Origin of the sequence: Stenotrophomonas sp. TWI809 (assembly GCF_039673205.1) — a bacterium.
Lineage (GTDB): Bacteria > Pseudomonadota > Gammaproteobacteria > Xanthomonadales > Xanthomonadaceae > Stenotrophomonas.
In genome coordinates, this window is record NZ_JBDJLE010000014.1 from 1 (window position 1) to 16,430 (window position 16,430).

Annotated in this window: 16 protein-coding genes; 14 read left to right on the forward strand and 2 right to left on the reverse strand. The window is 66.4% G+C overall.

Going from position 1 to position 16,430, the window contains the following annotated elements:
* The first annotated feature begins 150 nt into the window (after window positions 1-150).
* A complete protein-coding gene (thiL, locus tag ABE472_RS11740; RefSeq protein ID WP_346466246.1) occupies window positions 151-1,116 on the forward strand; it encodes a thiamine-phosphate kinase in 966 nt (321 codons plus the stop codon).
* A 41-nt stretch (window positions 1,117-1,157) separates the two neighbouring features.
* Here the strand turns inward: thiL and ABE472_RS11745 are convergent, their stop codons facing one another.
* Complete coding sequence (locus tag ABE472_RS11745; RefSeq protein WP_102789037.1) at window positions 1,158-1,880, reverse strand: molecular chaperone; 723 nt, start codon at window positions 1,878-1,880, stop codon at window positions 1,158-1,160.
* Window positions 1,881-1,956: 76 nt separating this feature from the next.
* Entirely contained in the window at window positions 1,957-2,469 is a 513-nt protein-coding gene (locus ABE472_RS11750) for a fimbrial protein (RefSeq protein ID WP_070471763.1), read from the reverse strand.
* A 460-nt stretch (window positions 2,470-2,929) separates the two neighbouring features.
* Between ABE472_RS11750 and ABE472_RS11755 the strand changes: the two genes are divergently transcribed.
* The 13 genes from ABE472_RS11755 (at window position 2,930) to ABE472_RS11815 (ending at window position 16,320) form a co-directional block, all read left to right on the forward strand.
* Window positions 2,930-5,374: a fimbria/pilus outer membrane usher protein gene (locus ABE472_RS11755; protein WP_346466247.1), complete on the forward strand. Its 2,445-nt coding sequence runs from the start codon at window positions 2,930-2,932 to the stop codon at window positions 5,372-5,374.
* Between the two features lie 32 nt (window positions 5,375-5,406).
* Window positions 5,407-5,916 carry a fimbrial protein gene (locus ABE472_RS11760; protein ID WP_346466248.1) on the forward strand — a complete coding sequence of 170 codons (510 nt, stop codon included), beginning with the start codon at window positions 5,407-5,409 and terminating at the stop codon, window positions 5,914-5,916.
* Complete coding sequence (locus ABE472_RS11765; RefSeq protein WP_241659006.1) at window positions 5,909-6,886, forward strand: fimbrial protein; 978 nt, start codon at window positions 5,909-5,911, stop codon at window positions 6,884-6,886. The genes ABE472_RS11760 and ABE472_RS11765 overlap by 8 nt, the downstream gene beginning before the upstream one ends.
* 393 nt (window positions 6,887-7,279) lie before the next feature.
* Window positions 7,280-7,519 (forward strand): hypothetical protein, encoded by a 240-nt coding sequence (locus ABE472_RS11770; protein WP_346466249.1) that lies wholly within the window; start codon window positions 7,280-7,282, stop codon window positions 7,517-7,519.
* Window positions 7,520-7,551: 32 nt separating this feature from the next.
* The gene (locus tag ABE472_RS11775) at window positions 7,552-8,061 is read left to right on the forward strand and encodes a fimbrial protein (RefSeq protein WP_346466250.1); all 510 of its coding nucleotides are present in this window, start codon (window positions 7,552-7,554) and stop codon (window positions 8,059-8,061) included.
* A 64-nt stretch (window positions 8,062-8,125) separates the two neighbouring features.
* Window positions 8,126-9,127 (forward strand): fimbrial protein, encoded by a 1,002-nt coding sequence (locus ABE472_RS11780; protein WP_346466251.1) that lies wholly within the window; start codon window positions 8,126-8,128, stop codon window positions 9,125-9,127.
* A gap of 141 nt (window positions 9,128-9,268) precedes the next feature.
* A complete protein-coding gene (locus tag ABE472_RS11785; RefSeq protein WP_346466252.1) occupies window positions 9,269-9,700 on the forward strand; it encodes a hypothetical protein in 432 nt (143 codons plus the stop codon).
* A gap of 42 nt (window positions 9,701-9,742) precedes the next feature.
* On the forward strand, window positions 9,743-10,003 hold the full coding sequence (locus ABE472_RS11790; RefSeq protein WP_346466253.1) for a hypothetical protein: 261 nt from the start codon (window positions 9,743-9,745) through the stop codon (window positions 10,001-10,003).
* Window positions 10,000-10,980, forward strand: coding sequence for a hypothetical protein (locus ABE472_RS11795; protein WP_346466254.1), 981 nt, complete (start codon window positions 10,000-10,002; stop codon window positions 10,978-10,980). Before ABE472_RS11790 ends, ABE472_RS11795 begins: the two co-directional genes overlap by 4 nt.
* A 198-nt stretch (window positions 10,981-11,178) precedes the next feature.
* Entirely contained in the window at window positions 11,179-11,913 is a 735-nt protein-coding gene (locus ABE472_RS11800; RefSeq protein ID WP_346466255.1) for a CS1 fimbrial subunit B flags: Precursor, read from the forward strand.
* A gap of 113 nt (window positions 11,914-12,026) precedes the next feature.
* Window positions 12,027-12,530, forward strand: coding sequence for a CS1 type fimbrial major subunit (locus ABE472_RS11805; RefSeq protein WP_346466256.1), 504 nt, complete (start codon window positions 12,027-12,029; stop codon window positions 12,528-12,530).
* Window positions 12,531-12,622: 92 nt separating this feature from the next.
* On the forward strand, window positions 12,623-15,094 hold the full coding sequence (locus ABE472_RS11810) for a TcfC E-set like domain-containing protein (protein ID WP_346466257.1): 2,472 nt from the start codon (window positions 12,623-12,625) through the stop codon (window positions 15,092-15,094).
* A gap of 35 nt (window positions 15,095-15,129) precedes the next feature.
* Window positions 15,130-16,320 carry a hypothetical protein gene (locus tag ABE472_RS11815; RefSeq protein WP_346466258.1) on the forward strand — a complete coding sequence of 397 codons (1,191 nt, stop codon included), beginning with the start codon at window positions 15,130-15,132 and terminating at the stop codon, window positions 16,318-16,320.
* The last annotated feature ends 110 nt before the right edge of the window (window positions 16,321-16,430 follow it).

Sequence of the window (16,430 nt, forward strand, 5' to 3'; positions counted from 1 at the left end):
ACCACCGGGAGTCTGAGGTTGCCGGCCAGCGGCCGGCACTACCGACAACCGCACGCAGCGCGGCAGGCACTACCGACAACCGCGCGTCGCGCGGCACGAAAAACCGCCCCACCGCGCACTGCGCGGCACGCACAACCGCGGGAGCGCCCCATGTCCCTTGCCGAATTCGCCCTGATCGACCGCATCCGTGCCCGCACCGCCGAGCGCGACGACGTGGTGCTCGGCATCGGCGATGACGCGGCGCTGCTGCAGCCGCGCCCGAACGAACAGCTGGTGGTCACCGCCGACACGCTCAACAGCGGCGTGCATTTCCCGGCCGAGACCATGCCCTTCGACATCGGCTGGAAGACCCTGGCGGTCAATCTGTCCGACCTGGCCGCGATGGGCGCACGCCCGGCCTGGTGCACGCTGGCATTGTCGCTGCCCGACGCGCACCCGGACTGGATCGAATCCTTCGCCGACGGCTTTTTCGCGCTGGCCGACGAACACGCCATCGCGTTGATCGGCGGCGACACCACGCGTGGTCCGCTGTCGCTGTCGGTCACGGCGATGGGGCAGGTGGCACGTGGCCAGGCGCTGCGCCGCGACCGCGCCCAGGTGGGCGATGACATCTGGGTGAGCGGCACACTCGGCGACGCCGCCGGTGCCCTGCAGCTGTGGCAGCGCGGCGAGTTGAACATCGCCACCGCCACCGTGCTGGGTGATTACGAAACACTGCGCCTGCGCCTGCTGCGGCCGACCCCACGGGTGACGCTGGGCCTGCGCCTGCGGGCCTTCGCGCATGCCGCCGTGGATATCTCCGACGGCCTGCTGGCCGACCTGGGCCACATCGCCGCGCGCAGTGGCGTGCGTGCCGAAGTGGATGCCGACGCCGTGCCGCTGTCACCGGCGCTGCGTGCGGTGCTTGGCCGCGACGCCGCGCGTGCGTGTGCCCTGCGCGGCGGCGACGATTACGAACTGTGCTTCACCGCCGCCGCCGACCAGCGCGAGGCGCTGCATGCCGTAGCCGAATCGCTGCGCCTGCCGCTCACCCGCATCGGCCGCATCGTGGACGGGCAGGGCGTGCAGTGCGAAGGCGAAACCGGGCCCGGCGGCTACCAGCACTTCGCGGAGTGAGCCGCCGGGCAGAGCCCGGCGCCACGGTCGCGAGGCGGGTGTTACGGGATGCTCACGGTCGCCTGCTGGTCCCGCGGCGTGCCGTAGTCGTCCAGCCACTGGAACGTCACCTTCGCCGGCATCGGGGCACCCGCCGGCAGCGCGTAGCGCACCTGCTGGCCCGGGGCGATCATGTCCACCTCCACCTTGCGGCCGTCCGCCAGCGTCAGCGTGCTCAGGGTGACGTGGTAGGCGGTAGGGTTGGTGACCTGCAAGGCATTGCCCGCACCGGTCCATACCAGCGCAGCCGCGGCATCGCGGGCGTTGCCGGGCAACCCTGCGGGACGGTGAAACAGCTTCACACGCGTGCGCACGGCGAATTGCAGCAGATTCTTGCCTGCGGCATCGGTCGGCTTGGGCGGAATGTCCAGCAGGTTGAAATAGAACACCGATTCGCGGTCGGTTGGCAGCGGTGCCTCCGACGGGCGCGGTGCATAGGTGATGCGATAGGCCTGGCCCTGATGCGCCTGCAGCAGGCGCGGGTCGGCCGGGGTAAGCCGGAACGGCGTGCGCACGTTCTCCGGCCGGGCATGACTATCGCCCGCGTCCACCCACACCTGCACCATGGCCGGCTGGTCGCCACCGTTGCTTGCCTTCACTGTGACGTCGCGACCCTTGCCTGCGTCGTGCACGATGCGGGTGCCTTGCAGCGTAACCGCGGCCAGCGAGGCATGGCTCGCCAGCAGCAGCGTCACCAGGGCGAACGCCCGGGATGTAATGCGCATGTTCATTGCTCACCTGCTCCAGAAGAAAGTGCCGTACCTGCCGCACGTGCGGCAGGTACGGCGAAAGGGCGTTGAGTTACTTGTAGAGCACCACGAAATCACCGGAGGCATCGGCCTTGCCGGCCGTTGCGTCCTGGCCCGGCGAGGCGTACCACGCGCTGTAGTCCAGCTGGCCTTTGCCGTCGGCAGGAATGACCACCCACTGCGTGGGATCTTCACCGATCTTCTGGTGCGCACCGGCGGCGTCGTACAGCGCAACGCCCACGTTCTGCGCGCCGCCCGGAGCGACACCCAGGTTGCCGGTGCTGCCATGCGGCGTGCCGCCAAAGCGCACACCCACCTCCTGGGAACTGCCCGAACCGGAGCAGTCCAGGCCGATGCTGAAGTTCTTCTGGCCGGCACGGGTGTTGGCGTTGACCGACTTCAGGTCGACCTGGCCCATCGCCACGGTGATGGTGCCGCCGGTGGAGTCCACCGCGCAGGTGGAGGTCATCAGCTCGCCGGTGATCTCCAGCTTCTCGGCCATGGCCGACGGTGCGGCCGTGGCAGCCAGCAGGGAAATGATCGCTACATTCAATTTGTTCAACATGATCTGCACTCGGGTTGGAAAATACGAGGAGCGCAGTGTCGTTCCAGACATATCTCGGAACCATGCAATAAGTTGCAAACGATAGGCGGTGTCTTAAATGGCCGCCGTTTGTACAGGTGGCGTTCAATGCACGGCGCACCGTGCCCGCGCGTGACACCTATAGGGAATCCGCCGCATTTCAAACCATGCAGATCGGGTGACGCTGAAAATGAATGCGCTTGAAACTTAGATAGGCAAAATCTCTCTAGTTCCAAGGGTTGCATTGAGCATTGCAACTAATTGCATGGGATGACGCGCAGTAGACCCCTACGCTGCGACCCCTCATCCACAGGGCGATGTCGGTTTCAGCCGACGTCGAATGATCGTCGCCATGAATGCATGCTCGCCAGTCTTCGCTCCGCCTCGTCGTCGCACGCGCCACTGCCTGGCAACGGCTATCGCCGTCTCGCTGGCATTGGGTATGGTCGCGCCAAGCCGGGCCGATCCGCTCGACGGCCTGCAGTTCAGCGAAGGGTTCCTGATCGGCGGCGAGGCCATCGACCTGCAGCGCTACGCGCAGGGCAATCCGATGGCGCCAGGCGTGTACCCGCTGGACCTGGTGGTCAACGGGGCGTTCCGCGAAAGCCGCGACATCACCTTCGTGCCGGGCGAACAGGGCGCCGTGCCGTGCCTGCCGGTGGCACTGGTGCGCGAACTGGGTCTGAAGGATGCCTACCTGACGCCACTGGGTGATGATGCGTCGGCCTGTGTCGACCTGATGGCCATCGTGCCGGGCGCCACGGTCAGCTTCGACAGCGGCGCGTTGCAGCTGCTGGTGACGGTTCCGCAGGCCGCACAGGTCAGCACCGCGCGTGGCTACGTGGCACCGGCGCAGCGCGACTATGGCGTCACGGCAGGATTCTTCGACTACAACGTCAACCACAATCGCAGCCAAGGGCAGGACAACACCTACGCCAGCGTCAATGCGGGCATCAATCTGGGTGCCTGGCGGTTGCGCCATCGCGCGTCGTTCAGCCAGGGCACGCACGGTTCGCGACACGATGTGATCAGCAGCCACCTGCAGCGCGACCTGCCGTGGCTCAACAGCCAGCTGCTGATCGGCCAGAGCAGCACCGGCGGCGAGTTGTTTGAAAGCGTGGCCTTCAGCGGTGCACGCGTGGCCACCGACGAGCGCATGCTGCCCGATTCGCTGCGCGGCTTCGCCCCGGTGGTGCAGGGCATTGCCGAGGGCAACGCGGTGGTCACCATCCGCCAGAACGGCCATGTCATCCATGAGGTGACCGTCGCGCCGGGGCCGTTCTCCATCGAGGATCTGTACCCCACCAACTTCGGCGGCGACCTGGACGTGACTGTCACCGAAGCGGACGGCCGGACCCAGCGCTTCAAGGTCAGCTTCTCGGCCGTGCCGCAGGCGCTGCGCCCCGGCGCGAGCCGCTTCAGCGCCACCGCCGGTGAACTGCGCGCCTCCCGTCGCGGCGGCGAGGACCTGCGCTTTGCCGAAGGCACCTACGCACGCGGAATCAGCAACCGCTTCACCGCATTGGGCGGCGTACAGGCCAGTGAAGGTTTCCAGGCGGCATTGGTCGGCGGTGCGGTGAACACGCCGATCGGCGCGTTCGGTGCCGACATCACCCATTCGCGCGCACGCCTGAGCAACGGCGAGCAGGTGACCGGCAACAGTGTGCGGCTCAACTTCCAGCGCTATGTTGCCGCCACCGGCACCAACTTCGGCCTGGCCGCGCACCGCTACAGCACGCAAGGCTATCTCACCCTGACCGACTTCGCCGACGCACGCAGCGACGACTGGGGCTATGGCCGCCGTGCGCGCCAGCGCTACCAGGTGAACTTCTCGCAGCGAGTGGGCGAGCGCAGCACGCTGTCGCTGAGCGGGGGCCATGTGAGCTACTGGGACAGCGCCGACCGCCAGAACGATTTCCAGCTGCGCTTCCAGAGCACCTGGGGCCGCGCCAACTACGGCATCTCCGCGATGCGCTACCAGTTGGGCAACGGCCGCCAGGACACCCGCTATGCATTCAACGTGAGCGTGCCGCTGGGCCGCAGCCCGAGTGCGCCGCGCCTGAGCAGCCAGGTCGGGCAGTCCGCTGCCGGTCACCAGGCGCAGCTGGGCATCAACGGCACGCTGGGTGAGGACCGCGCACTGAGTTACAGCCTGTCGGCCAGCGATGCCAGCAACGGCCAGCGCAGTACCAGTGCCTACACCACCTACCAGGGCGGACGTGGCACCTTCAGCGCGGGGTATACCCGTTCCGGCGACTACAGCGCGGTGTCGGCCAGCGCGGCCGGCAGCGTGGTGCTGCACGGCGGCGGCGTCAACCTCGGCGCCCCGGTGGGCGACGGCTTTGCGTTGATCCAGGCCGAGGGTGCGCATGGGGCAAAGGTCGGGTACGGAAGCGATACCCGGGTGGCGCGCAATGGCTATGCGCTGCTGCCGCATGTCAGCCCCTACCGCTGGAACCAGATCGACCTGGACCCGTCCGGCCTGCCGCTGGATGTGGAGCTGCTGCAGACCTCGCAGCGGGTGGCACCCACCGCCGGCAGCATCGTGCGGGTGGCCTTCAACGCCAAGCGCGAGCGCACGCTGTTCATCGATGCCACCGACGCGCTGGGCCAGCCCCTGCCGTTCGCCGCCCGCGTTGAAGACGAGGCCGGCCGCGCATTCGGTGCGGTCGGGCAGGGCGGGGTGATCCAGTTGCGCGGCGCGCCGGCGCAGGGTGCCCTGATCGTCGACCCCGACGGCGCGCAGCGCTGTCGCCTGGAATACACCACCCCCGATGCCCCCGATGCCTACGGCCTGTCGTGGAGCCAGGCGGTCTGCACCCCGCTGCCTGCGCCCAGCCCGGGCCTGCAGGCCGCACTGGAAGCGCCTGGCGAATCGTCGTTTTGAGTTCCCTTTCCTCTCTCTATCCGGAGTTCCGCATGCACCTGTTCAACCGCATCACCCTGTGCACCGCTCTGCTGGCCGTCGCGCCGCTGGCCCTGGCTGACACCGCCACCCTCACCATCACCGGCCGGGTGCTGCCCGGCACCTGCACGCTCACCGCCGCGCCGATCGATCTGGATCCGGTCAAGGCCAGCGACCTCACCCCCGGCGCGGACAGCCAGATCAAGGCCGGCGCGCTGGAGTTCAACGGCTGCGTGGGCGTGAGCAAGGCCGTGCTGTCCTTCGCCGGCACCGCGGCCGATGGCGATGCCGAGCGCTGGAAGAACACCGCGACCACCGATCCGGCCAGCGGCGTCTCGATCTCGCTGCTGTCGGGCACCACAGGCACCACCTATCTGAAGGACGGCGACACCGGCATCGATGTGCCGGTGACCGGCGCCACCGCGCGCTACGACCTGCGCGCGGCCTACTACGCGCCTACCGGTGCGGTATTGAGCGCCGGTGACGTGTCCACGGAAATCGTGGTGACAGCAGACTATGAGTAGCTCCCTGCGCAACGTGATGGACCACGCGGGAAGGAAGTGCCTCGCCGGCACAGCGCTCGCTTTCCTTGGGCTGGTGGCTTTCTCAGCGCCGGCCCGGGCGTGCACCGCGACGGTGATGGCCCCCATCGTGATCGACAAGAGCAGATCCACCCATCCCGATACCATCAGGATGATCTGGGACGATGGCACCAACGTTGGTTTTGGCGGGTGCCCCGCAGCCACACCAATGCAGGTCGACGTAACGGTGAGTGCGCCGGGCATGCGCTGGGTCACGGATGTCGATTTCACCGCGTATCCATTGACCGGTCCATTACCGTTGTATGAAGTGGGGCCGGACTCCGCGCTGATCGGATTCGTCCTCTCGGTTGACTCGACTTACCACCCGATGCGGATTGGCAACAACAGAGTCGAAAAGGTGGATGCCAATGGCAACCAGATTGTGATCGCTTATGTATACAGCCGTGGTGGGAGGATGAGGGACTTTCAGGCGTTGGCGGACGTGCAGTTCACAGCGCCTCTGCAGCCGACACTGAATGCAACGGTTCCGGTGAGCGTCAAGATGACATTTCCCCCCACGACCTGTTTGTTGCGCGATGCGTCCGAAATGCTCCAGGACGTGGCCGCCTCCGAATTGGCTGCGCCGGGCGCCACCGCCAAGGAGAAAACGGTTGCCATTCGCATGGACTGTGCCGCCGCAGTGCCGCGCGCCGATGTCATGCTGACCGACGCTGGCGATGCCGCCAACACCGGCAGCATGCTGACGCCTTCTGCGGATTCGAACGCGAAGGGCGTCCGGGTGCAGCTGTTGAGAAGCGGCGTCGAAGTGCAGTTCGGCCAAGCGTGGGACTTCAATCCCGGTACCGATGGTGTTCACGATCATGAATTCACCGCGCGCTACATCCGTGTCAGCGAGCCACTCGGTGCTGGCGCCATCAAAGGCGAGGCGATCTTCACTGCGGACTACTGGTAGCGCCGCACGGCGGTCTCCGCCGTCGCTGACATGAACGCCAACACCGCGTGGCGAATGCGCTGCAGGCAGCCGAGCAGGGTAATGCCCTCGTCGGCGTGAGCGCCTATCGCGGTGCCGGACGCGGTCTCCGTCGCTTCTGCGGGGTGTATCCGGCAGGCGTGCGACGGCGTGGGCAGACAGGGGTAGAGCGAAGAGGTCAACGCGGCATCCTCGTGCGTGAGGTGCTCGGAAAATGAATGCGCTTGAAATTGAGATAGGCAAAATCTCTTTAATTCCGGTGATTGCATTGAGCATTGCAACTAATTGCATGGGATGACCCGGGGTAGGCGCCTACGCTGCGCCCCTCATCCCCAGGGCGGTGTCGGTTTCAGCCGACGTCGAATCATCGTTGCAATGAATGCATGCGCGCTTGTCTTCGCTCCGCCTCTTCGTCGCGCACGCCATTGCCTGGCAACGGCCGCCGCCGTATCGCTGGCATTGGGTCTGGTCGCGCCAGAGCGTGCCTACCGCCTGGAATACACCACCCCCGATGCCTACGGCCTGTCGTGGAGCCAGGCGGTCTGCACCCCGCTGCCTGCGCCCAGCCCGGGCCTGCAGGCCGCACTGGAAGCGTCTGGCGAATCGTCGTTCTGAGTTCCCTTTCCTCTCTCTATCCGGAGTTCCGCATGCACCTGTTCAACCGCATCACCCTGTGCACCGCTCTGCTGGCCGTCGCGCCGCTGGCCCTGGCTGACACCGCCACCCTCACCATCACCGGCCGGGTGCTGCCCGGCACCTGCACGCTCACCGCCGCGCCGATCGATCTGGATCCGGTCAAGGCCAGCGACCTCACCCCCGGCGCGGACAGCCAGATCAAGGCCGGCGCGCTGGAGTTCAACGGCTGCGTGGGCGTGAGCAAGGCCGTGCTGTCCTTCGCCGGCACCGCGGCCGATGGCGATGCCGAGCGCTGGAAGAACACCGCGACCACCGATCCGGCCAGCGGCGTCTCGATCTCGCTGCTGTCGGGCACCACAGGCACCACCTATCTGAAGGACGGCGACACCGGCATCGATGTGCCGGTGACCGGCGACACCGCGCGCTACGACCTGCGCGCGGCGTACTACGCGCCGACCGGTTCTTCGCTGAGTGCCGGCGATGTGTCCACTGAGATCGTGGTTACTGCTGACTACGAGTGAGTGATGGCCGTACGCGCGCGATGTGCGCCGGCCACTGGCTATCTGCTGAAATGGAGATCGTTGTATGTCTGTCCTTGTCCGCACCTCATCTACCGGGGTATCGACGCGCATGTCGCTCCCCGCGAAACTGTTCACTTCGCTGGCACTCCTGCTATCCGCTGGTACCGTGGTTGCCTGTGAGCAATACTCGGCGAAGCCGGACGTGCTGCTCGACACAGTCTATACGTCTGCTCCGACTGGACCCAATGTCTTCATGGCTGAGGAGCGAGGCCGGGTTGCCTATCAAAAATGCGCGCTGCCCGGTGGCATCGTTTCGGTCTTCGTGCGCCTGGAGGTTCCTGGGTTGACCTATGCTGGGGACATCCAATACCAAGGGCGGACCTACGCATCCTATGCCACTGCCACCGACTCAGCGCTGCTTGCCTTCGATACCTTCTCGAACTTCCTTGATCGCAGGCCCGTGCGTTTGGGCGAGGAACTGGAGCTGCCGTATGAAACCGCTGCAGGGGATGGCCAGCAGAACACCATCAACTACACGGCGCTGGTCTTCTCGCGCGGCGGGCGCATGCGCACGTCCAGCGTGCGGACCGGGCAGGTGTCGCTGCGATCGCCGGCACACCCTGAGCTTGATGTAACATCGGACTACTATCTCGCGCCCCAGTTCCCGGCCGTGACCTGTCCGCTGCAGGATGTCTCGGAAACGCTTCAGGATGTCCAGTGGGCAGAGTTGCCCACGCCGGGCAGCACTGCCAAGGAGAAGCCGGTGGCGGTCCGCCTGAGTTGCGGCACGGATGCGCCGCGCGCGCAGATCACCCTGACCGATGCTGGCGACCCGACAAATTCGGGAAGCCAACTGACACCCACGGCTGATTCAGATGCCAAAGGTGTGCGGGTGCAGCTCCTGCAAGCGGGGAGTGAAGTGAACTTCGGACGTATCTGGAATTTCGAACCGGGTGTTGGCGGAACGCATGACATTGCATTCACCGCTCGCTACATCCGGACCGATGAGCCGTTGATGCCTGGTCTGATCAAGGGGGAGGCGGTGCTCAATGTCGACTACTGGTAAGGCCGTGTAGCTCGCCCGTGCAGATGATGCGCGCGCGGCAATTTCCTGCAGGTACGCGAATGTTGGCGATTCTGCAACAAATTGGATGGCATGGCACAGCGGCAACGGCGAGGATGGTCCGATCTTCGCTGAGGCGCCAGCATGAAACTTGAGCCCATTCATTCCACACGTTTCTCTCCACCACGCCGAACCCACGTGCCCCGCGCACCAGACGTGGACAACGGCGGCAACAAACAGGTTTTGCGTGGCCCACCCCGGCTGGCGGCCGCGCTCCTTGCCGGTGCGCTGATGGTCTCAGGGGCGGCAGCAGCATGCGAGCACTACACGGCGTATCCCGACGTTGTGCTCGATTCGTTCTATGCATCTGCTCCGACACAACCTCGGATTTTCATGGATCAGGAGCGCGGGCGCTTGGCAATGAGGAAGTGTTCGTTCCCCGGAGGGCCGATTCCTGTCATCGTGCGTCTGGACATCCCGGGATTTACCTATGTGGGTGAACTGCACTACGAGGGCAGAACGTATGCGTCGTACGCCACCTCGGCCGATTCGGCGCTGCTGGCCTTTGACGTGTAATGGAATGCTCTCGACCGCAGGCCGCTGCGCTTGGGTGAGGAGATGGAAATCATGTACGAAACGCACGCCGGCGATGGCCTGCAATACACCGTCAGCTACACGGCGCTGGTGTTCTCGCGCGGCGGACAGATGCAGTCGTCCAGCATCCCTACCGGAGAAGTCTCGCTGCGCTCACCGATGTTCCCAGGCTTGGACAGCAGTGCGTACTACTATCTTGCCCCCGCTTTCAGCCCTGATCTGCAGGGAAGGCGCACCGGCGGTAGCGGCGAGGAAGAATCGACTTCCGCCGGGGAAATTTCATGACGCTTGCCACGGTTCGTCCCGCGCGCCTCTGCCTGTTGTGGGCAACCGTCACGGCCAGTGCGCCGGTGCTGGCCTGCACCGCTGTCAATGCAATGCAGCATGAGCTGTGGGGCGACCGTGGCATCGCCCAGGAATCCACAGCCGACGTACTACTGGATGGGCCGCTGTCAGCGCCAACGGTGTCCCGTTTCACCGGCTGCTCGCCAGGTGCTCGCATACCGGTCCTCATCCGCCCGTCGATGCCAGGACTGACCTACATCCGTGACGTCTTCTGGTCGGGTCAGTGGTACCCGGCCTACGCGTTCAGCGCGTCATCGCCGTTGATTGCGTTCCGCGTGCTGCGGCTTCCTTCGGCCGGCGGCAACCAACCGGTCCCGCTACGAATCGACCAGTCGACAGAGACCATGATCAAAACCGGATTCGGCCGTGTCGCCGAGCCAATGCTGGGTGTGGTTCTGTTTTCGCGCGGCGGGGTGATGACGGAGGTGCCAGCGTTCGGCGGCAGTGTGGAATTCTCGTTGAGAGACAATCCTGCCGTATTGCTGCGATACACCGTGGAGCTGAAGATCCGTCTGCCACACCTGCCCTGCACGGCAAGCGACGCTGCGCTCGTGCTGGATCCGGCGCAGGCTGTGGATCTGTCCACACCAGGTGCCACCACAGGAACCCGCCCGCTGGAGGTCGTTGTGAACTGCAGGTCGGCGGGTACGCCGTTGAACCTCACCGTGGCCGATATCCATGGCGACAGCGGCGAGCCCGGGCAACTGGTTCCCACCACCGATTCGGTGGCCCGGGGGGTGCGTCTGCGCCTGCTGAGAGCGGGGGCACCCGTGCGGTTTTCCAGCCGCTGGCGGCATGGCCTTTCCGCGGCCGGTCAACAGCGTATTCCCTTTGAGGTCCAGTACATCCGTACGGACGCTGCCTTGGTGCCCGGGCGCCTGCAAGGCGAAGCAACGCTGACCCTCGACCATCGTTGAGACGGGAATGCCCATATTGCTGTAGCGGCTCATGCCGCCTGCAGTTGCACATCACATACTGGGCAGACCGCGGCAGGCCATATCGCATGGTGATCCACCGCATCAATGCAATCGATAGATATTTGCATTTGCAACTAATTGCATGGCCGCCCAGGTGGTCAGTGCACAGACTGTGCGCTCTCCAACGCGAGCTGCGTCATGCCCCGCTTCCTCATTGCCCTGCTGTTGTCCACGCTCTGCTTGCCGGCCGCCGCCGCGACACCGCAGATCAGCGTCGGGCCGCTGTTCGACTACCTGGAACCCACCCACAGCAACCTGCTCAAGCGCATCCGCAACACCGGTGACGCCACGGCCTACGTGCGCGTGGAAGTGACCCAGATGCACTTCGATGCGGAAGGACAGGCCAGTGAAACGCCGGTGGACGGCGCGGCGTTGGTACGCAACGCCCCTGGCGCGCACGGTGTCATCGCCAGCCCCAGCCGCCTGATCATCGCCGGCAACGGCCAACAGGCCACACGCCTGGTCTATCGCGGCGCACGTGACCAGGAACGTTATTACCGGTTGCGCTTCATCCCGGTGGCACCCAGCGCCGAGGAATTCTCGCTCAGCGAAGAACAGGCGCAGGAAGCGGCGGAATTGAACGCGTCCATCCGCATGTTCACCGGCTACGGCACGATTCTGTTCATCGCGCCGGAGCACGCACACTACGACACCCGCCTGCAGGATGGCCGCGTGTACAACCACGGCAACGCCACCGTGGTGCTGGACAACCTGCGCCAGTGCGAGCGCGCCCGCCCGGACACCTGCACGCCCGGCATCATCGTCCACGTCCGGCCCGGGCGCTCCTACGCGCTGCAACTGGCCGACGGCCGATTCCTCCGCTACGACCTGAAGGAGGGCGACAGCCAGCGCGGTATCGATTCGCGCCGCTGACCGTTCCGTTCCTCCCGCTGTTCATGCCCCATCGGGTCCGCCAGGCACCCGCAGGGGGTGCTGTGCCCATGTCCTGGCGTCTTGTATCCATCCACTCTTCCTGGAGCAACACCATGTCCTTGAAAACCTACGCGTTGGCGGCCGCCACCGCCGCGCTGCTGGCCCCGGCGCTGAGCCACGCCGCCATCGAAACCAAGTCGATCACCGTGAATGTCACGGCCGACGTGCCCAACACCGCCGGTCTGCAGGTATCCACGCCCGATGGCTGGGAAGGCCTGCCGCAGAACCTGCCGTGGGATACCGCGCGCCAGGTACTGGGTGAACTGACCGGCCGTGTCATCAACGTCAAGTCGTCGGCCGCCATCACCGCCTACCTGTCGGCCCCGGCCCAGATGGCGTCGGCTGCCGATGTCGTGGACCTGGTGGTGAAGCTGGACAACGTGGCCGTGCCGGTTGCGGGCGGCACGAAGCTCACCGTCGCCAACGCGGCGCAGGCGGCCGCTGGCAAATCGCTGGCCTTTGCCATCGCCCCGACGGTGCCGACCGGTGGCTACAAACAGGGCAGCTATGGCGGCCAGTTCCACATGATCTTCGAAAGTGATATCGCCGATCCGTGAGCCCTGCAGGCGCTCCCTGCCGCATCCACGGATGCGGCAGGGAGGCCGGAGAACGCACCATGTTTCCCAGGCGCCCTCGCGCATGCCCGCCCTTGGCCCGGTTGACCGTCGCCATCGGTGCCATTGTCGTTGCCGCGTCCTCGCAGGCCGGGGGCCTGGCACCGGATGAGCTGCCCAGCCTTCTGGAACAGCGCGAGCGCATGCCGGCCGAGTTCCGCGCGCATCTGTTCGGCACCCCGCTCACGGTCCGCGTGGAGCTGGACGGGCAGTACCTCGGCGATGCCGAGGTGGTGCTGCACGACGACAACCGCGTGCAGGTGGTGGACTTCGTCGACAGTCATGACAGCCGCCTGCCACCCAGTGAACGTGCACGCTGGGCGACGCAGCTGGCCGAGCCGTTGCCACTGGGCGTCTGCCACGAGGCCTGCCGCGGGCTGTCGGCGCTGCATTACAGTCTCTCCAATTCGCTGCTCAGCCTGCTTACCCCGGGCGGCGCGCGGGGCGAGGACCGCCACGTTGCCCAGCCCGAGGGTGGCAGCCGCGGCCTGATCCTGCGCAACAGCCTGGCCGTGCACGGGGGCCAGGACCAGCCCACGGCCACCCGCTACAGCGCCGAGCTGCGTGGCAGCCTGGGTCGCTGGAGCACACTGGGCAGCTACCAGTACCACGCGCAGCCTGGCCGCGCCGACCACTACCTCAGCGCGTTGTACGCACAACGCGAGCTGGGTGACCACTTCGTGCGCGCCGGCTACTTCCTGCCCACCTTCGAAGGGGTGATCCGCCAGCCGCGCGCACCCGGTACGCAGAACGACACTGCGTTGGGCGTCATGGTCGGCTCGTCGGACATCCTGCTGGCCGATACCCGCAGCGCCAGCATGTACCCCGTCCATGTCACCGCCAGTCGCGACGGGGTGGTGGAGATCCTGCGCGATGGCGTGCTGTTGTCCACCCAGGCCGTCAGGCCGGGGATCCAGGAAATCGATACACGGCGCTTGCCGGGCGGTATCTACGAGGTGGACCTGCGCGTGGTGGTGGACGGACGCGAAGCCTCGCGCGAGGCGGCCACCATCCACAAGCCCAGCCGCTGGCGCGACCCGACGCGGCGCTGGCGCTACAGCGCGTTCGCCGGCCAGCAGCGCGGCCTGCTCGGCAGCAGCAGCGATGCGGACAGCGGCAAGGTGGCCGCCGGCGCGGTGGTCAATTACCTGGTGCATCCGCGTGCGGTGGCCGGTGCCACCGTGCAGCAGATCGGGCAACGCCGTGCGGCCGGGCTGTCGATGGACTGGCAGGCCAGCAGTGCGCTGAGTGCTTACACCAACCTTTACACCGCCACAGACAGGGGGCGCGGCCTGGACCTGCAGGGCCTGTATCGCTACCGGGCCGGGTCGGTCGTGGCCAGTCACGCGCGCAGTTGGGCCGAACAACGCCACCGCGTGGCGCCAGGCGCCGGGCTCGCGCCGCGATGGGAGCGCCAGGGCGGCTGGCAGGACACCACGGCGGTGTCGATCACCCACCGTTTCAGCCACCGCGATACGGCCAGCGTGCGTATCGCGCGCTCGAGCGGATTCACCCGTGGCACCGGCATCGACGTGTCCTACGGCCGCCGCGAAACACTGTTCGGGCGACATGACGTGAACTGGCGCGTATCCGCCCACGACCGTCCGGGCAATCGCCATACCGGCTACCACCGCCAACGCGGCATCGACCTGACGGTGAGCCTTGCGCTCGGCAGTGATCGCCGCAGCTACAGTGGCAGCCTGGGCAGCCGAACCGGGGACAACGGGCAGCGCGACGGGTACCTCGCCGCCACCGTCAGCCAGCACCTGGATGGCCCGGTGCTGCGCAGCGTGACCGGCACCGTGGGTGCGGACCGCGGCGGCGTAGGCGCCGGTGCCGGTGCCTACCTGCAGCATGCAGTGCTGGAAGGTGATGCGCAGCTGTACCGCGCGGCGGGCAGCGGCCAACTGAGCGGCAGTGCCAACCTGGACAGCACCGTGGCGTTCGGCGGCGGCCACGTGGCGGTCATTGGCCAGGGCCGCAGCGGTGCGGTGGACACCGGCATCATCGTGGACGTGCGCAGCGACGTCCCCGATGTCGTTCTGCGCGCCGACGACAGCCGCAGCGGCAGCGTGGTGCTGCGGCCGGGCCGCAACTTCGTGCCGGTCAGCGCCTACCGCGCCGGCCAGGTGCAGATCGATTTCGACGGCCGCACGGCCCCGGCGGCCACCCTGCAGCCGGCCGCGCTCGACTACCACCTCAACAAGGGCGGGGTGATGCACGCCACGGTTGATGTGCTGCGCACCTTCACCGTATTGGGCCAGGTCGTGGATGCCGATGGCCGCGGGGTGCGTGGCGTGCAGGTGATCAACCACGCCGGGCGCAGCGTGAGCCAGGACGATGGATTTTTCACCCTTGAACTGAGTGCACGCGCGCCGGTGGTGGAACTGCGCTACCCCAACCTCACCCGCTGTGAACTGGTGATGGAGCAGGCCAGCTACCCGCGCGAAGGCGACCTGTTGATGGTGGGCGGGGTGCGCTGCCCGCCGCCGGTTGCCGTGCAGTGAATCGCCCCCTTCCCCCAGGCCTGCAGGTTGCCGCCATGAAATGTCTCCCGTTGCTGATGCTTGTCCTGTTCGCGCTGCACGCCACCCCGGTGGCCGCCCAGGTACGCGAAGTGACCGTCACTGGCCAGTTCAGGCCGAACGCGTTGAACCCCGGCAATACGGTATTCGAAAACACCACGCCACGCGGCGCCTTCTGCAATTGGCGGCCAACGCAATGTGCCCAGAAGGGGGCCTACATCTTTGATCTGGGGGGAGGGGAGTACTGGCGCAAGTCGGGCCCGCAGACCGGCACTGTGCAGCGCGACACGACGTATGTGCGCTTTCCGGCGCCGCGCACGATCACGTTGCAGGATGTCAACACCGGGCGTACGTTTGACGCGGAGATCAGCTTTGTCGCCATTTCCCTGCGATTGAACTTCGGGCGTGGGGTGGATCCGTGGTACCACGGCATCAGCGGTGGCTGCACCGCCATCCGGGGTAACGGTGGGGTCGGCTGGTCCAATGGCGGCTGGGGCGTCCGTGATCCGCGCAATCCGCAGGCGTGCTACAGCAATCGTATAAGGGACGGGCGGACCTACGCCTACCGCAACGTCGGCATCGGCATTCAGGTGGCACTTCCCAATGCGATGACCCTGCAGGATGGCCGCTATACGGCGCAGGAAACCTGGACCACGGGCGGCGCCGATGCCGACATCGACCTGGGCGACAACATCACCGGCACCACGGCGATCCGGATGAACTTCGTCTTCGATGTGATACATGATTTCCAGGTGCGCTTTTCCAGCGAAACGCCGCGCGTGCCACTGGTGCCGGACGGCGGCTGGTCGCAGTGGATCAACCATGGGAAGGTGCCCGCACGGCTGCGCCAGGCGCTGCCGTTCCACCTCACCTCGTCGATGGATTTCAGCATGAAGCTTCGCTGCGAACATGCAGCCGGCAGTGGCTGTGGCATCCGCAATGCAGCCGATGACGTGGTGGTGGTGCCCGTGGACGTGGACGTGACCATTCCGGGCATGCGCAATCTGAAGGACGGACGCCCCGCACAGGACACGCCGCTATCGGCCGACGACGCGCTCGCGCCGCGCTTCAGTCCCGAGGGGTACCTGATGCAGCGCCGCTCGACGCTGCGGTTCACGGCCAACCGCGCCGCCGTGGAGACGATCGTGCAGCTGCCCGGCTCGCGCTGGGACGGGCAGATGACCGTGGTGTTCGATGCGAATCCTTGAGTCGACCCCACTACCCGCTGCATCCCGTTCGGTCGCTGCCCTCCCGCCAATGGGCAGGGAGGTTTAGATAGGGCCTGCGAATACGCAGCCACAGGCCAACCCATACCGCA